The 12,936-nt window shown below is 41.3% G+C and carries 15 protein-coding genes; 4 read left to right on the plus strand and 11 right to left on the minus strand.

The genetic code is table 11. The annotated features are described in order from the left end of the window. Positions 1 to 95 precede the first annotated feature (95 nt). A complete protein-coding gene (locus GON05_RS02045; RefSeq protein ID WP_221435195.1) occupies positions 96 to 2,639 on the minus strand; it encodes a winged helix-turn-helix domain-containing protein in 2,544 nt (847 codons plus the stop codon). A 147-nt stretch (positions 2,640 to 2,786) separates the two neighbouring features. After that, positions 2,787 to 3,701: a LysR family transcriptional regulator gene (locus GON05_RS02050; protein WP_157317588.1), complete on the minus strand. Its 915-nt coding sequence runs from the start codon at positions 3,699 to 3,701 to the stop codon at positions 2,787 to 2,789. A 197-nt stretch (positions 3,702 to 3,898) separates the two neighbouring features. Between GON05_RS02050 and GON05_RS02055 the strand changes: the two genes are divergently transcribed. Together GON05_RS02055 and GON05_RS02060 are read left to right on the plus strand one after the other, a co-directional pair. Beyond that, positions 3,899 to 4,642: an SDR family NAD(P)-dependent oxidoreductase gene (locus GON05_RS02055; protein ID WP_157317589.1), complete on the plus strand. Its 744-nt coding sequence runs from the start codon at positions 3,899 to 3,901 to the stop codon at positions 4,640 to 4,642. A 46-nt stretch (positions 4,643 to 4,688) separates the two neighbouring features. Continuing rightward, positions 4,689 to 5,444 (plus strand): SDR family NAD(P)-dependent oxidoreductase, encoded by a 756-nt coding sequence (locus tag GON05_RS02060; protein WP_157317590.1) that lies wholly within the window; start codon positions 4,689 to 4,691, stop codon positions 5,442 to 5,444. A gap of 214 nt (positions 5,445 to 5,658) precedes the next feature. Here GON05_RS02060 and GON05_RS02065 read toward each other — a convergent pair whose 3' ends face one another. From GON05_RS02065 to GON05_RS02075, 3 genes are all read right to left on the minus strand, one after another. Further along, positions 5,659 to 6,000, minus strand: a complete 342-nt coding sequence (locus tag GON05_RS02065) for a hypothetical protein (protein WP_157317591.1) — start codon at positions 5,998 to 6,000, stop codon at positions 5,659 to 5,661. 95 nt (positions 6,001 to 6,095) lie between these two features. Beyond that, positions 6,096 to 6,398, minus strand: coding sequence for a hypothetical protein (locus GON05_RS02070; RefSeq protein WP_157317592.1), 303 nt, complete (start codon positions 6,396 to 6,398; stop codon positions 6,096 to 6,098). A 178-nt stretch (positions 6,399 to 6,576) separates the two neighbouring features. Continuing rightward, positions 6,577 to 7,125: a DUF3221 domain-containing protein gene (locus GON05_RS02075; protein WP_157317593.1), complete on the minus strand. Its 549-nt coding sequence runs from the start codon at positions 7,123 to 7,125 to the stop codon at positions 6,577 to 6,579. Positions 7,126 to 7,338: 213 nt separating this feature from the next. Here GON05_RS02075 and GON05_RS02080 point away from each other — a divergent pair, with 213 nt between their 5' ends. Then, a complete protein-coding gene (locus GON05_RS02080) occupies positions 7,339 to 8,133 on the plus strand; it encodes a DeoR/GlpR family DNA-binding transcription regulator (protein WP_181646092.1) in 795 nt (264 codons plus the stop codon). Continuing rightward, positions 8,123 to 9,268, plus strand: a complete 1,146-nt coding sequence (gene nagA / locus GON05_RS02085; RefSeq protein ID WP_157317595.1) for an N-acetylglucosamine-6-phosphate deacetylase — start codon at positions 8,123 to 8,125, stop codon at positions 9,266 to 9,268. Before GON05_RS02080 ends, nagA begins: the two co-directional genes overlap by 11 nt. A gap of 110 nt (positions 9,269 to 9,378) precedes the next feature. Here the strand turns inward: nagA and GON05_RS02090 are convergent, their stop codons facing one another. From GON05_RS02090 to GON05_RS02115, 6 genes are all read right to left on the minus strand, one after another. Continuing rightward, a complete protein-coding gene (locus tag GON05_RS02090) occupies positions 9,379 to 9,591 on the minus strand; it encodes a bacteriocin immunity protein (RefSeq protein ID WP_157317596.1) in 213 nt (70 codons plus the stop codon). A gap of 212 nt (positions 9,592 to 9,803) precedes the next feature. Next, positions 9,804 to 10,805: a type I glyceraldehyde-3-phosphate dehydrogenase gene (locus tag GON05_RS02095; protein ID WP_157317597.1), complete on the minus strand. Its 1,002-nt coding sequence runs from the start codon at positions 10,803 to 10,805 to the stop codon at positions 9,804 to 9,806. Between the two features lie 38 nt (positions 10,806 to 10,843). Next, positions 10,844 to 11,407 (minus strand): NADPH-dependent FMN reductase, encoded by a 564-nt coding sequence (locus tag GON05_RS02100; RefSeq protein WP_157317598.1) that lies wholly within the window; start codon positions 11,405 to 11,407, stop codon positions 10,844 to 10,846. A gap of 163 nt (positions 11,408 to 11,570) precedes the next feature. Next, entirely contained in the window at positions 11,571 to 11,795 is a 225-nt protein-coding gene (locus GON05_RS02105; RefSeq protein ID WP_174806844.1) for a DUF896 domain-containing protein, read from the minus strand. Between the two features lie 167 nt (positions 11,796 to 11,962). Next, entirely contained in the window at positions 11,963 to 12,385 is a 423-nt protein-coding gene (locus GON05_RS02110) for a hypothetical protein (RefSeq protein ID WP_157317599.1), read from the minus strand. Between the two features lie 78 nt (positions 12,386 to 12,463). After that, the coding region (locus tag GON05_RS02115) for an NADAR family protein (RefSeq protein WP_157317600.1) at positions 12,464 to 12,936 on the minus strand (473 nt) is incomplete at its 5' end.

Here is a 12,936-nt window from a genome sequence, read left to right on the forward strand (position 1 = left end):
ATTGCTGGGGGAGTGAATTTAAAATAATGGGGGATATACATGATGATAATATGTATTGTATAATCATGATTTTCTGAAATTATGGTAAATAGCTTCTACAACCATTGGAATTCCCTTCCTTGCTGCAGTGCCTGTTCCCTGCTGTTCACATGAAGTTTTCTATACATACTTTTCAGATGGCTCTTGACCGTTTCGGCTGTAATTTGAAGTTGTTCCGCAATTTGTTTATTGGACAGGCCCATGTCAATCATTCGTAATATTTTTAATTCCTGTTTCGTAATAAGAGTTCCCGAACTTTCATTTTCATTCTTAGGATCCGACATTAGAAGGAGCAATTCTCTGGCGTATATTACGCTCGCAGACTTACGGCTAGCATTGGTCTGTCTTTGCTGGATATATTCACGTAACAGTTCCGCCATCTTGGCCCCTTCATCCACAAAACTGCGGATGTATGTCCCCGGTTCTGCCAATTGGAGTGCCGCCTCCAGCTTCATAACAGCGCTCGTCATATCCTCTTTTTGATAAAAAGCCATACTTTGCAGGACAACCACCTTTACCTTATCCCACAGCCGATCTTCTTCATCGACAAAACGATACATGATCTCAAGCAGCTGCAAAGCGTCGTTCTCTCTGCCACATGCCATTAACGCTCGAGCCAAGTGAAGATATTCCCTGATCGAAGCAAACGGAGCCGTATCGGTATATTGGATGCCGCTTGTTTGCAGCCACCCCGCATCGAAAGAACCGCTCATCAGCGACAAATACGCCTTCTCGGATGCTATCTTGCGAATGAAGATACTTTTATCCGGGGAATGAATTTTCGATGGGAGCCGTTCCAGCAGATCAAACGCTTTGGCTGTATCTCCTTTGGCCTGATAAATTCGCACAGCAACCGCAGCGGCGCCAAATAAAATAAGGCCATAGGGCTGTATACACTTTGTCTGCAGCACCCTTTCCACGTAAACTTCAGCCTCTGCCAAGCGGTTCTGCTCATATAACAGCAAGCTGTACGTAACGTAGTAAAAGCCAACAAACGGATACTCTTGTCTGTTCTCCCATCTCTTAACCCATTTAGAAAAGTATCGCTCCGCCTCATGCAAATCATTAATAAAACTCAATTGCGTATCGAAATTAATGGAATATGAATTCCCCTCAATCATCTGAATGTAGCTGCCTTCTGGCATATGCCGGTCAAACATCTCCATATATTCATCCAATTTCCCCATGTCTTTCCGATAAAAAGAAACCGCCGAGGACAAATAAAGCACCGTTCCAACGTACTCTTTCCATTCGGGATCCGACAGCTTGTCCTCCATTTGACGAAGTCTGGCTTGTGCCAACTCCATTTGGCCCGCTTCCACCATCACCTTAACATAAAGAAACTGGATGCCCGGCTTCTCTGCCAAGCAGGACTCCGGTAGCCCACTTAGCCATCGGTAAAGCACCCCTCTTTTCACACGCAAGTCTTGCAGATGCTTTTCAATCAAAGCACTTGCTTCGTGATGATACCCGTCCACAAACAGTTGCTCAACCGCCTCTTCCAAAAATCCGTGCTCCTCCAACCAATGAGCTGCCTTGACATGCAACGCCTTCGATTGTCCCGCATACCTCTGACGGAAAAGCCTGCGTAAAAAATCAGAAAACAAATGATGATAGCGATACCATTCACGGTGGTCATCCAATGAAACAATAAACAGATTATGTTGTTCCAGCATTTCCAGCAGCTCCTGACAATTCGCTTGTCCGGTAACGGCTTCACACAACGGGCCACTTATCCTGTCTACAATCGAAGTTTCCAAGAGAAAGGACTGAACGTCGCTCGACTGGAGACTAAAAACCTCCTGAAACAAATAATCCGAAATGCTGCGGTGCTCCCCGCTGAAGGCACGGATAAAATCCGCATAATTGCCGTTTCGTTGCAGCGAAATGGCCGCGAGATACAGCCCGCTGATCCATCCTTCCGTGCGATCAACCAGATCAGCAATCTTGTCTCCCGACAAGGATAATCCCATGCAATCCTGAAAATAACGAATTCCCTCCGCATGTTGAAAGCGCAGCTCCTGAATCGTGATTTTGACCATTTGACCTGTTGTCTGCAGCCTGGCCGTAGGAAAGGGCATTTCAGCCCGGCTTGTTACATAGAGGTGGATGTGTGCAGGCAAGTAAGCGAGAAAATAAGCCACCGAAGCCTGGACGGGAGCAAGATCAATCACGTGATAATCGTCCCAAATCAAGACCAATTCATCCGAATAGCTATCAATTTCGCGAATCATAGCTGAGATGAAGGGTTCAAACGCTCCCGACTTTAAGGAGGGCAGAAACGGAGTAACCGCTTCCGCAAATTGGGGTTTCTTACTATTGATCGCGGCGATCGTATAGCTCCAAAATACAATCAGATCATTATCTTGAGGACCCAAGGAAATCCATACGGCAGGTATGGCGGACTGCTGCAGCCACTGGCTCAAAGCTGTTGTTTTGCCGTACCCTCCGGGAGCCGTTATGGATGTGTATTTGCGCTGTAATCCTTTATTCAGCAGCTCGGTGATCGCCGCTCGCTCAACAAGGTCATCGCGCCGTTGCGGGATATGAAGTTTGGTACTCAGAATCATGATCGGCACCTCGAATTGGGCTGTTAACATCTATCCTTTTATTATAGCTGATTTCTAAGCAAAGGTGGCTCGCTAAAAAAACAAAAACCTGTGAACCAACTAGCATTCACAGGTTTAGGCAATATGAATCTCAAATAGCTCTTCGAGTGTTCTGGAGGTGCCTTATTCATTTTCAGATCAAAAGAGTTCGCTAAACTGTGATAAATCATTCTTCAATCGGTTTTTGAAATTCTTAGAAAGTAAGGTGGAGTTCTTCCCTTTCTGTTGGATAAGCCCTAAATAAACGGGACTTTGCCCTGTCAGATCGAGATCTAGGATGACTGAATCCTCCCGAATAGAGGACATTTCGCTTACAAATGAATAGTTAAGACCGATGGTAATAGCGAAATGATCGCGAAGTGCTCGAATGATTGAATTGCGATTATTCGTCGTAAACAAAATATCAACAGGGCCAAAGTTAACTTGAAAATCATCTATGTACCATTTGACATAATCATCGTTATACAAAACAATCGTCTGCTCCAGAAGATCCTCCGGGGTAATCGTTTTGCGGGATGCCAAAGGGGACTGTTTGCTGACGGCCGCAACCATCTTTACGGTCAGCAACCGTTCAATCGAGAGCCCAATTTGTTCAATAGGTCGATTCTCAAATAAGATAACAAAGCCCAAATCGATTCTTTGATGCAGGATGTCATCAATAATCTCTTGGGAACCTTTTTCAGTAATCTCCATTCTTATCTGTGGATAATCTTTTTTGAAATCGATGGCAGCATTCTCAATTAAGGACGTAGGACCTGGAATCGTAGCAATTCGCAGGTTTCCCATTATGGGATTCGAAAAACCATGAGCTGTTTCTTTTAATTCTTCGTACTTGTCCAGCAATTCATATACTTTTTTTAATATGATGATGCCTTCTGCCGTTAGAAGCACCCCTGATCGCGATCTTTTGAAAATGATAACGCCCCACTCGGCTTCTAAGCTGGAGATCGCTTGGCTGATTGCTGAAATAGTTATATGCAAATTTTGAGCAGCGGCTGAAATCGAGCTTGTCTTTGCTACCTCAACAAGATACTCCAACTTTTCAATATTCATCGAACAGGCAGCCCTTTCTTTTAGTTTCTCTTAAGCTAGGTCCACTATGTTTAAATATTTCTTCCTTTAGGATGATGATAAAATAAAAGAAGGACATCGAACAACACCTCTTAACAAAGAAGAGTTAAATGTGAGCATCACGGATAAAATAGACCAGTCAAGGTCAAGGGCCTTGAATATGTAAAGGAGTGTTAGGTATGAGATTTCAGGCAAAAGTAGCGATTGTTACAGGTGGCGCAAGCGGTATTGGCGAAAAGACCGTCCGCTTATTTGCAGAAGAAGGCGCTAAGGTTGTTATTGCAGACTTTTCTGATCGTGGACAAGCTGTTTCAGATCAGTTAAATAAAGAAGGATTTGATACGTTATTTATTAAAACAGATGTAACCAAAGAAGATGAGGTCATTCATATGGTGACCCAAACGGTGAATAAATATGGCAAGCTGGATATTCTATTCGCCAATGCCGGAATCGCTAAAGACGCACCCGCGGATCTCTTAAGTGCGGAAGCATGGCAGAAAACGATCGATATCAATTTAACCGGTGTGTTCCTATGCGATAAATATGCGATCAAACAAATGCTCGAACAAGGGACAGGCGGAGCTATCGTGAACTGTGGCTCTATTCACAGTCATGTAGGCAAGGCAAGCGTTACCGCTTATGCTTCGGCTAAAGGCGGGGTTAAGCTTCTAACCCAGTCACTTAGCGCGGATTATGCTATTAAGGGGATTCGTGTCAACGCGGTATGCCCAGGATACATTGATACCCCTCTCATTGAAGGTCGGAGCGAAACGGTTAATCAGCATCTCATCGGGTTGCATCCTATGGGACGTCTAGGAAAGCCTGAAGAAGTTGCTAAAGCTGTGCTGTTCCTTGCCAGCGATGATGCTTCTTTTATAACAGGAACGAGCTTGCTTGTAGATGGCGGTTACACAGCTGTCTAATGTAGCAGTTTGAAGAAAACCTTTTATGGAAAGGTAAGTATGAACCATGCGACTAGCAGGCAAAGTTGCCCTTATAACGGGTGCAGGTGCAGGAATTGGAAAAGTAACAGCGCTTAGACTTGCAAAAGAAGGGGCAAAAGTAGTTGCAACGGATATCAATGTGGACAATGTCAATCAAACCGCTGCTGAGATTCAACAATCTGGTGGTGACGCGATCGCATTCCGCCATGATGTCAGTCATGAGGACAACTGGAAGCAGGTCGTAGAAGAATCCATTGCAAAATATGGGCAAATCGATATTCTATTTAACAATGCCGGTATATATTTCATTAAACCTCTTGCTGAAACCACTGTGGAAGAGTGGAATCGTATGATGAGTATTAATGTTACAAGCGTATTTCTTGGGATGAAGCATGTCATGCCGCATATGGCTGTGAATAAATGTGGTTCTGTTATTAATGCCTCCTCCATCGCAGGAATTAAAGGAGCGGCGGGACACATTGCTTACGGTGCTAGCAAAGGCGCGGTGCGCACCATGACGAAGGATGCAGCAGTTGAATATGCACAGGCCAATGTCCGCGTCAACTCGATTCATCCGGCTTATATCAATACAGCGATGGGTACTTATGCGGTTGATACGGCAAAGGTGCCTGAAGAACAATTAGCCAAGATTATGGCCCCCTTAGGCCGGTTCGGAACGGTAGAGGAAGTCGCGAATTTAGTTGTTTTTCTGGCATCGGACGAGTCATCATTTTCAACAGGGGCAGAATTTATTCTCGATGGCGGGGCGACAGCGAAATAAGATTACTGGTAGCAAGAGCTGCGTAGGAATGTTTCCTATGTGGCTTTTTTATCGTTTTCGTTTATTAGGTAGGATAACGAACTAGTTCAAAGAAAATGGTTTATTGAAAGGTGACTTATTGGATTGCTACGTTATTCTGTCCGTTAGCATGGAAACGGCAGCCGATTTTATGATGACCGGCTGCCGTGTTGTCTTTATTAAGCTATAGTCTCCGTTAGTTTAATCCATGGTCCTCATCAATTAACCATGAAAACTCTTTAACTATAGCGTTAACGATGTCCGATATTATTAATTCTAAGTTGTCATCAAGGTTCAATGGCACATCAATTTCAATCAAATTTATTTCTTCAACACCCTCGAGTGTGTTTATGGCATAGTTTCCATTTAAGTCAGCAGGAATTCCATTTAATCTAATAAACTCCCCATTGACTTCTTTGCTAAATCTTAAATTGCTTACTGTTGTAAATCCTAACTGGGAAGTTAAATATTGCTCCAAAACTTTCGACTTTATTTTCTTCACATAATTTTCAGAATGGATGCCTATATAATCGTACATAAAGCCCTCCTATTCACTGATTTTAAAATCCCCAGTCAGTTATCGTTATTATATGCTGCATTGTTTTCTATCCATTTATTGTTCTGAGCAACGTATTATAAGCAATTTCTTACTTTGTCCATTATTGTATCAAGTGCTATTATGATTTCAGCTTGCTGTTTCTCAGAATATCGACTCAAGGTTGCATTCATAACTGGATCTATATGAATAAAGTAATCAACTGCCTCTTTCGATATCTTATCATCATTTTCCCACTCGATGGCTAACTGGGTTAATATTGAACAGATCTCATCTACTTTACTTTTATCTAAACCCTCACCTATTCTTAATTTACTTAGCAATCCGTCATCTTGATTTAAAAGTAGATCTCCGAGATATTTTACTAAGTCATTTTTCATAATATCCTCCCTGAAACAAAACTTTGTTCCTATTCGTAGTGGTCCAGATGTTCACTACAAGCCCGAACAATTATTCGAGAAATATGATTAATTCCCTCCTATTTTTCATCAGGAACAGCTGCCGACCCGCGGCATTCTGCTCCCTTATTTTGAACTATCGTTATCCGTTAGCGTAATGTTATTTATCTGGTACTTGCATACTGTGTTCTTCTAATAAGCCATCTGAAATTTTTGCATCTTTATATCTGATAATCCAAATATCTGAATTTTCATCATAGCTCACTCCTTTAATAGCAAGCACATTTATACTTGAAATATCCTTATTTAACAGGGCTTTGCGTATTACTTCGTCTTGAGACAGGATTGCTTTTTCAGGTTTCTGTATTTTGGCTATTGTTACCTTCGAAGCTTTCCCTTGAGCAGGGTATGAGGCTGCTATGGCACCTTCTAACCATAAATTAACGTATTGTCCAACCTCAACATCTTGGGGCATATTTGAAACCCATATTGCATCGTAGAACTCTTTCCTCGTTTGATTTATTTCTCTACTTATCGGACTAACCACTAAGGCTCTTTGATTTTCAAGCTTGGTAATAAAGCCCACAAGTTCCGTTGAACTGGATTTATTATTTTCCGTTAAAGGAGAATGCCTAGGTTCGACTTTGTTCGTACAAGCATTAAGAAAAAGTGATGCTATTAAAAGGAATAATAAACAAAGTTTTTTCAAATATATAACCTCCTTTGTGTCTTACGTCCTACATAATAGACGTGTAATCATTTTAAAGGGTGCAAAGGTTTTTCGTTATCCTGTATGTTTGTTGAGCAAATCTGCCTTTTAGTTAAACAAATAGGCAAATCATTTAAAATACTTAAATATACTTAAATATTACTTTAATATACTTAAAATTAATGATAAAATTACTTACAAGAGGTGATGATGATGTATCAAGAAGAACGATTACTGAAAATACTCGATTATATTAATGAACACCATGCGATGAGTGTTATGGATATCTGCTCTCTTCTAGAAGTATCTAGAGATACAGCCCGTAGAGATATTGTTAAATTAGTACAAGAAGGGGTCGTTGTTCGTACACATGGAGGCGTCGCTTTACCTCAATTGAAGAAGGAAATAGCCTCCTATCAGGAACGTTTAATTGACGAAACAGACAGCAAAAGTAAAATTGGGAAGATAGCAGCTAAACTAGTTCAAGATCGGGAAACAGTCATTCTAGACGTATCAACTACGGTACAATCTGTAGCAGAACAAATTTCAGCTAAAAATATTACAGCTATCACACATTCCATAGACATTGTAGGCATTCTCTCAGGACGGGAAGATCTGCAAGTATATGTGCTAGGTGGCTATTTACATACCAAGAATCGGTTATTATATGGACCTTCCGTCATTGATAAGCTAAGAGAATTAAGGGCTGATAAGGCATTTATCGGAGCTACATCTATACAAACTGATGGGCTTTACTTCCCTTACGAAGATGATGTTTCTGTAAAAAAAGAGATGGCCCGCAGATCGGATCAGGTAATCGTCGTGGCTGATTTCACGAAGTTTACAAGCAAATCGGTTTATCGTCTAGATTTTGACTTTGTGGATATTTTGATTACCGATCAAGAGGTGCCTAACGAAATAAGAGAAGTACTCCATAATAAAAATATAACGATTATTCAATGTGAAGAGGAAGACAAATACGAGGAGGATAACAAAGATGAGTCTTAAAATTTTGCACAACGTAAACGTGATTCAACCAGACGATCTTGTTCTACCTGCCACACTTTGGATAAGAAACGGAATTATTGAAAAGTTAGAAAGTGGTCTTTCTTCTCTTCCGGAGAGCGAGTATGAACTATTGGATGGCCAAGGACATTTATTGATACCTGGTATGATAGATGTGCATATCCACGGTGCTAACGGGTTCGATATGATGGATGGCAGTGTGGCGAGTATTCAGGAGGTCTCGCGTGCTTGTGCTGAAACGGGCTGCACCTCGTTTCTGGTTACCTCCGTTAGCTCTACAATTGAAGAATTACTAGCCATGATTCGTAGTGTGAAACGTGTAATCGGGCGTGAAGTCGGGGCCAAAATTGCCGGGCTTCATCTAGAGGGTCCTTACCTGAATCCGAAACGTAAAGGTATGCAAAATGAACGATTTTTACGACATCCGAATCTTACTGAAATGAAAGAAATATTTAACGAAGCAGATGGACTGATTAAGATGGTTACAATAGCCCCAGAATTACCTGGCGGGATGGAGCTCATCTCTTTTCTGAAAGAAAATGGCGTCATCATCGCCGTTGCGCATTCGGATGCCACATACGAGGAAGCAAAGCAAGCCTTTGAAGCCGGAGCGAGTCACGTTACGCATTGTTTCAATGGTATGCGACCGATACATCATCGTGACCCCGGTCTGGTTGTAGCCGCTTTTGAAGAAGAACATGTAAGCCTCCAAGCGATTGTGGATGGTATTCATTTGCATCCTGCGATCGTTAGAATGATGCATCGTCTGAAAGGACCAGATGGCATGGTACTTATCACGGATGCTTTACAAGCCATGGGACTAGGTGATGGGAATTATGTGTTCGGTGGCCATCATGTTACAGTTTCCGACGGTGTAGCTAGACTAGAGGATGGGACTTTAGCCTCCAGTACGGTTACGATGAATGAGGCACTTCGTCTAACCGTAGAAACCGGCATTTCTTTAAAAGACGCGGTTCAAATGGCTTCAACCACACCTGCACGAATATTAAGCCTTGATACCCTCGGCAAAATCTCCACGGGCTTTGACGCTGATCTTGTCTTATTGAATAAACAATTCCAAGTGCAATGGACAATGATTAAGGGTCAAATCATCTAATGTTTGGATAATAAGATTCCCCTGCAATTAGCATAAGGAAAGGCAATCGAGCCATAAGTGAGCGACTGCCTTCTCCGGTGTTGAACTATAGTCTCCCGTTAGCGCAATGTTTATAGCTGAATGGGCTTATAGTTTAGTGCTTGTTCAACCACTTGTTCTGCTGTGAGTTCATTTTCATTCCAGTAAATTAAATCACTAACTTCAGGATACGGGACGTTAGATTTAAGAAGTTTGATCATGTTATCGATTACTTCTTCACTGCCTTCAACGTTCATAATTTTCCTTACTAACTCGATCAATTCCTCTTTATTTAGCACCTTCATTACGGCCACCTATCCCTTAAACCACATAATACTCGGTAAATAATGTGAGAATGATCTTGTCATCCGACAAATTGCAAGAAAAGAAACAAGAGGTTAGCCATATCCACGACCCTGTAAGACGAGAAAAGATGCATCTTAGAATGTATTTGCTGTCGCCTTTGGCTTCGCTCATACATTCTAAGATGCATCCAATTCATTACCAATCGTCTAGCTTATAATTTTGCAACAAGATATGAGGCTACCTCAGCCAACCGTGAAGCATAACCCCATTCGTTGTCATACCAAGTAGCGACAGACAATAGTTCACCTTGTACTTGGGTTAAAGGCAAGTCAATAATCGAAGAATGGGGATCAGCTACGATACGGGACGAGGCCCATTCCCCTTCCAAAACATCAAGAACTCCCTTTAATTCGCCTTCTCTTGCAGCTTCTCGAAACATATCGTTAATCTCTTGAACGGTGCATCGTTTTTCCGTTATTAAATTAAGTTCTGCGATACTCCCAGTACGGGTCGGAATCCGGTAGGCTTTGCCTGTGATTTGCAGGTCATTCCAAATGAATTTCAGAGCTTTTGCTGCACCTGAGGATGACGGAATGATGTTCTCGGCTGCCGCCCATGAATCCCGTCGGTCTTTCATCGGCTGATCCGTCAACGATTGCGTATTCGTATACGAGTGTATCGTGGAGAATAATCCGTATTGAATGCCATAGTTTTCTCTGACCAATTTTACTACCGGTGCAAGCGCATTGGTTGTGCAACTCGCCATGCTAATGATTTTATGCTTTTCCGGATCGAAGCTTTCTAAGTTAATTCCTTTAAGAAGTACCGCGTCGCAATCTTCTAAGGTTTTGCTCGGGCCGCTGACAAGCACCCTTTTGGCGCCTCGCTCCAAGTGCAGTTCAGCTACTGATCGCGTAACGGCTCGTCCGGTACAATCAATGACCAATTCCACACCTAACTCACCCCAATTCGGCAATTCTGCGACCGAATTCAAATAACAAATTTCTCGGTCACCGATTACGATTGCGCCTTCTTGAGCAGATACTTTCTCATGCCAACGTTTGTAATTTGTATCCACTTCAAAAAGTGCGGCAAGCGTAGCTTCGTCTTTAATATCCGAAATGGAAAAGGGGACAAACAAATTTTGTTGCAACGCCGCCCGAAGGAGCTGCCTTCCGATACGTCCAAATCCAAAAATCGCAATTTTACCCATAATATCCTCCATTATATATAGTTTAGTTATTATCTTCACTACTCATTAAGCCGTTGTACCTGATTAATCCATTGCACAAATGATTGAACATAACGCTGTAAATATTTGCGAGTCGTATCATCTGTGAGCTTACGAGTATTTGAATCAATCTTGTCCGTGATTTGAGAAATATACATTTTTTGAGCAGGCATCACATAGGACTGGATGGCATCCAACGTTTGTCTGATTTGCTGCTGCGAAAGAATCGTCCCTTTTGCGCCTGGTGTTGCGCCTATCACACCTGAAGGCTTATGAATTAAGACAGCTGTTTTGGTAGGTGTAGATGCCCAGTCCAGTGCATTTTTCAGTACTCCCGGTATACCTGAGTTGTACTCAGGGCTAACTATAAGAATGCCATCCGTCTTCTGAATCGCCTCGCGATAATGCTTAACCGGAACTGGCCCTTCTCCATGATCCAAATCCGCGTTATAGAGGGGAAGATTAGCAATCGATATGTTTTCATATTCCACGGAATCTACAAGTTCTGGAATCGAATTCGCAATCATCTGATTAAAAGAGTTTTCCCTCAAACTTCCTACAATAATCCCTATTCTTATTGACATCAGCCAACCTCCGGAATTCATTCTCATATAATCATACAATACTTTCCATATTAAGTGTGGGATAAATTTAGTTTAGGTGCCGCGGCTATATAACCAATCTGGTTGCCAATCTCAAAACTATCTTAATTTAATTATTCTTAAATTTAAGATATTAGAGAAAAAATTATTGATCATTAGCTATTTTTTTATCAAGAAGTTTTTTAGGTGTAATATCGTTCCCTAATTCATCCATTACAGACACGTTCAGAAGCGTTGTTAATAGTTGCCCGCGTAAAATCTGTAAATACTGCGTCCGAAGCGCTGCTTGTTCCGCTTCCTCAGTATCAGATAGACCTGAACTGCGCTCAATTCTACTCAGTTCATTAATACGGTTCAAAATTGGAATCATTCCCATTACCTCCTTGGAATCGATTAGAAAATATCTTAAAATCATTAATCTTAATATAAAGATATTAGATATTAAGATAATTGTCAATGGCTTGCTTTCAATTAATTTGATTTCCGGTTCAGTGATCAAGATCAAAAGCTGTCTTTGGTGTTATAGCGATCTAGTATTTAGATTTTATCTTCGGAAGTTAAATCCATATTTTCGAAGAATTCATCAAGGTGCTGATAGAATTTATCGAAGGCTTCTTCATCAGTTGTACAATTCAACTGAATTATACTTGCCCAATTATTAAATCCATGGATATCATAAATATCTTCTATATATTCCTGAAATCCTGTTAAGTGGTAAAATTCGCCTTCAAGATCATATAAACAATTTTGATATCCATAAAAAAAGTGTTGAAGAAATAGGAGTGATTTTCTTCCGAGATATATGCCTGGTCTTTTCTTGATATTTTTAAGTAGTTCGATTAACCTACTATCCATTCTGCTCACTCCAATACAAAGATTTTCTTTAAGATTTGTTATAAATATTTCTTCCGAGTGTTTGTGAATTCTTCCTTTAATGAAATAACATCTACTGACGATCACGGCGAACAGCTCCCATAATTCTCAACTAACGTTCTCCGTTAGTTGAACGAGTGCTCACCCATAATACTCTTTAGGGATTCAGCCCTGGTTTAATTGCAATAATTGATCGCGTACTTCGGTCAATGCAAATCCAAGCAGGTTTCTCCCTTTCCATTTCAACGGATTTTCTATGTCTGGGTTGTCCTTTGCTAGCCCAATACCCCAGATAAGGTCAACAGGACTCGCTTCGACCAATATTCGATTTTTTGTAGTTTTCATGTAATTCCAAAGATCTGAGTTTTGCTCAAATTTCGCATAGTTTCCACGTTTCACAATGTCATAACAGTGCTTTTCCCAAATAACCCCATCGAAGGACTTCACTAATCGACCAAAATCTTTCATCTCTTTAGGATGCCGCGCATTCATAATTGCTTTTAACATAGCTCTATCGCCAAATAACCTTGCTTTTTCTGCCATCATGAACTGTTCTGCACAACTATAGGATTCGCCGTCAACAATGAACTGACAATTCCACCACTGACTGAAGCAACTCTGGTTGATACTTCCATCAG

Source organism: Paenibacillus anseongensis (assembly GCF_009757995.1).
In the GTDB taxonomy this organism is placed as follows: Bacteria; Bacillota; Bacilli; order Paenibacillales; family NBRC-103111; genus Paenibacillus_E; species Paenibacillus_E chondroitinus.

Coding starts and splice junctions, on each gene's coding strand:
- nagA (WP_157317595.1), top strand. CDS start 8,123: ATGAGTCTTAAAATTTTGCACAACGTAAACGTGATTCAACCAGACGAT.
- GON05_RS02100 (WP_157317598.1), bottom strand. CDS start 11,407: ATGTCAATAAGAATAGGGATTATTGTAGGAAGTTTGAGGGAAAACTCT.
- GON05_RS02045 (WP_221435195.1), bottom strand. CDS start 2,639: ATGTTAACAGCCCAATTCGAGGTGCCGATCATGATTCTGAGTACCAAA.
- GON05_RS02060 (WP_157317590.1), top strand. CDS start 4,689: ATGCGACTAGCAGGCAAAGTTGCCCTTATAACGGGTGCAGGTGCAGGA.
- GON05_RS02080 (WP_181646092.1), top strand. CDS start 7,339: ATGTATCAAGAAGAACGATTACTGAAAATACTCGATTATATTAATGAA.
- GON05_RS02090 (WP_157317596.1), bottom strand. CDS start 9,591: ATGAAGGTGCTAAATAAAGAGGAATTGATCGAGTTAGTAAGGAAAATT.
- GON05_RS02105 (WP_174806844.1), bottom strand. CDS start 11,795: ATGATTCCAATTTTGAACCGTATTAATGAACTGAGTAGAATTGAGCGC.
- GON05_RS02065 (WP_157317591.1), bottom strand. CDS start 6,000: ATGTACGATTATATAGGCATCCATTCTGAAAATTATGTGAAGAAAATA.
- GON05_RS02095 (WP_157317597.1), bottom strand. CDS start 10,805: ATGGGTAAAATTGCGATTTTTGGATTTGGACGTATCGGAAGGCAGCTC.
- GON05_RS02055 (WP_157317589.1), top strand. CDS start 3,899: ATGAGATTTCAGGCAAAAGTAGCGATTGTTACAGGTGGCGCAAGCGGT.
- GON05_RS02070 (WP_157317592.1), bottom strand. CDS start 6,398: ATGAAAAATGACTTAGTAAAATATCTCGGAGATCTACTTTTAAATCAA.
- GON05_RS02050 (WP_157317588.1), bottom strand. CDS start 3,701: ATGAATATTGAAAAGTTGGAGTATCTTGTTGAGGTAGCAAAGACAAGC.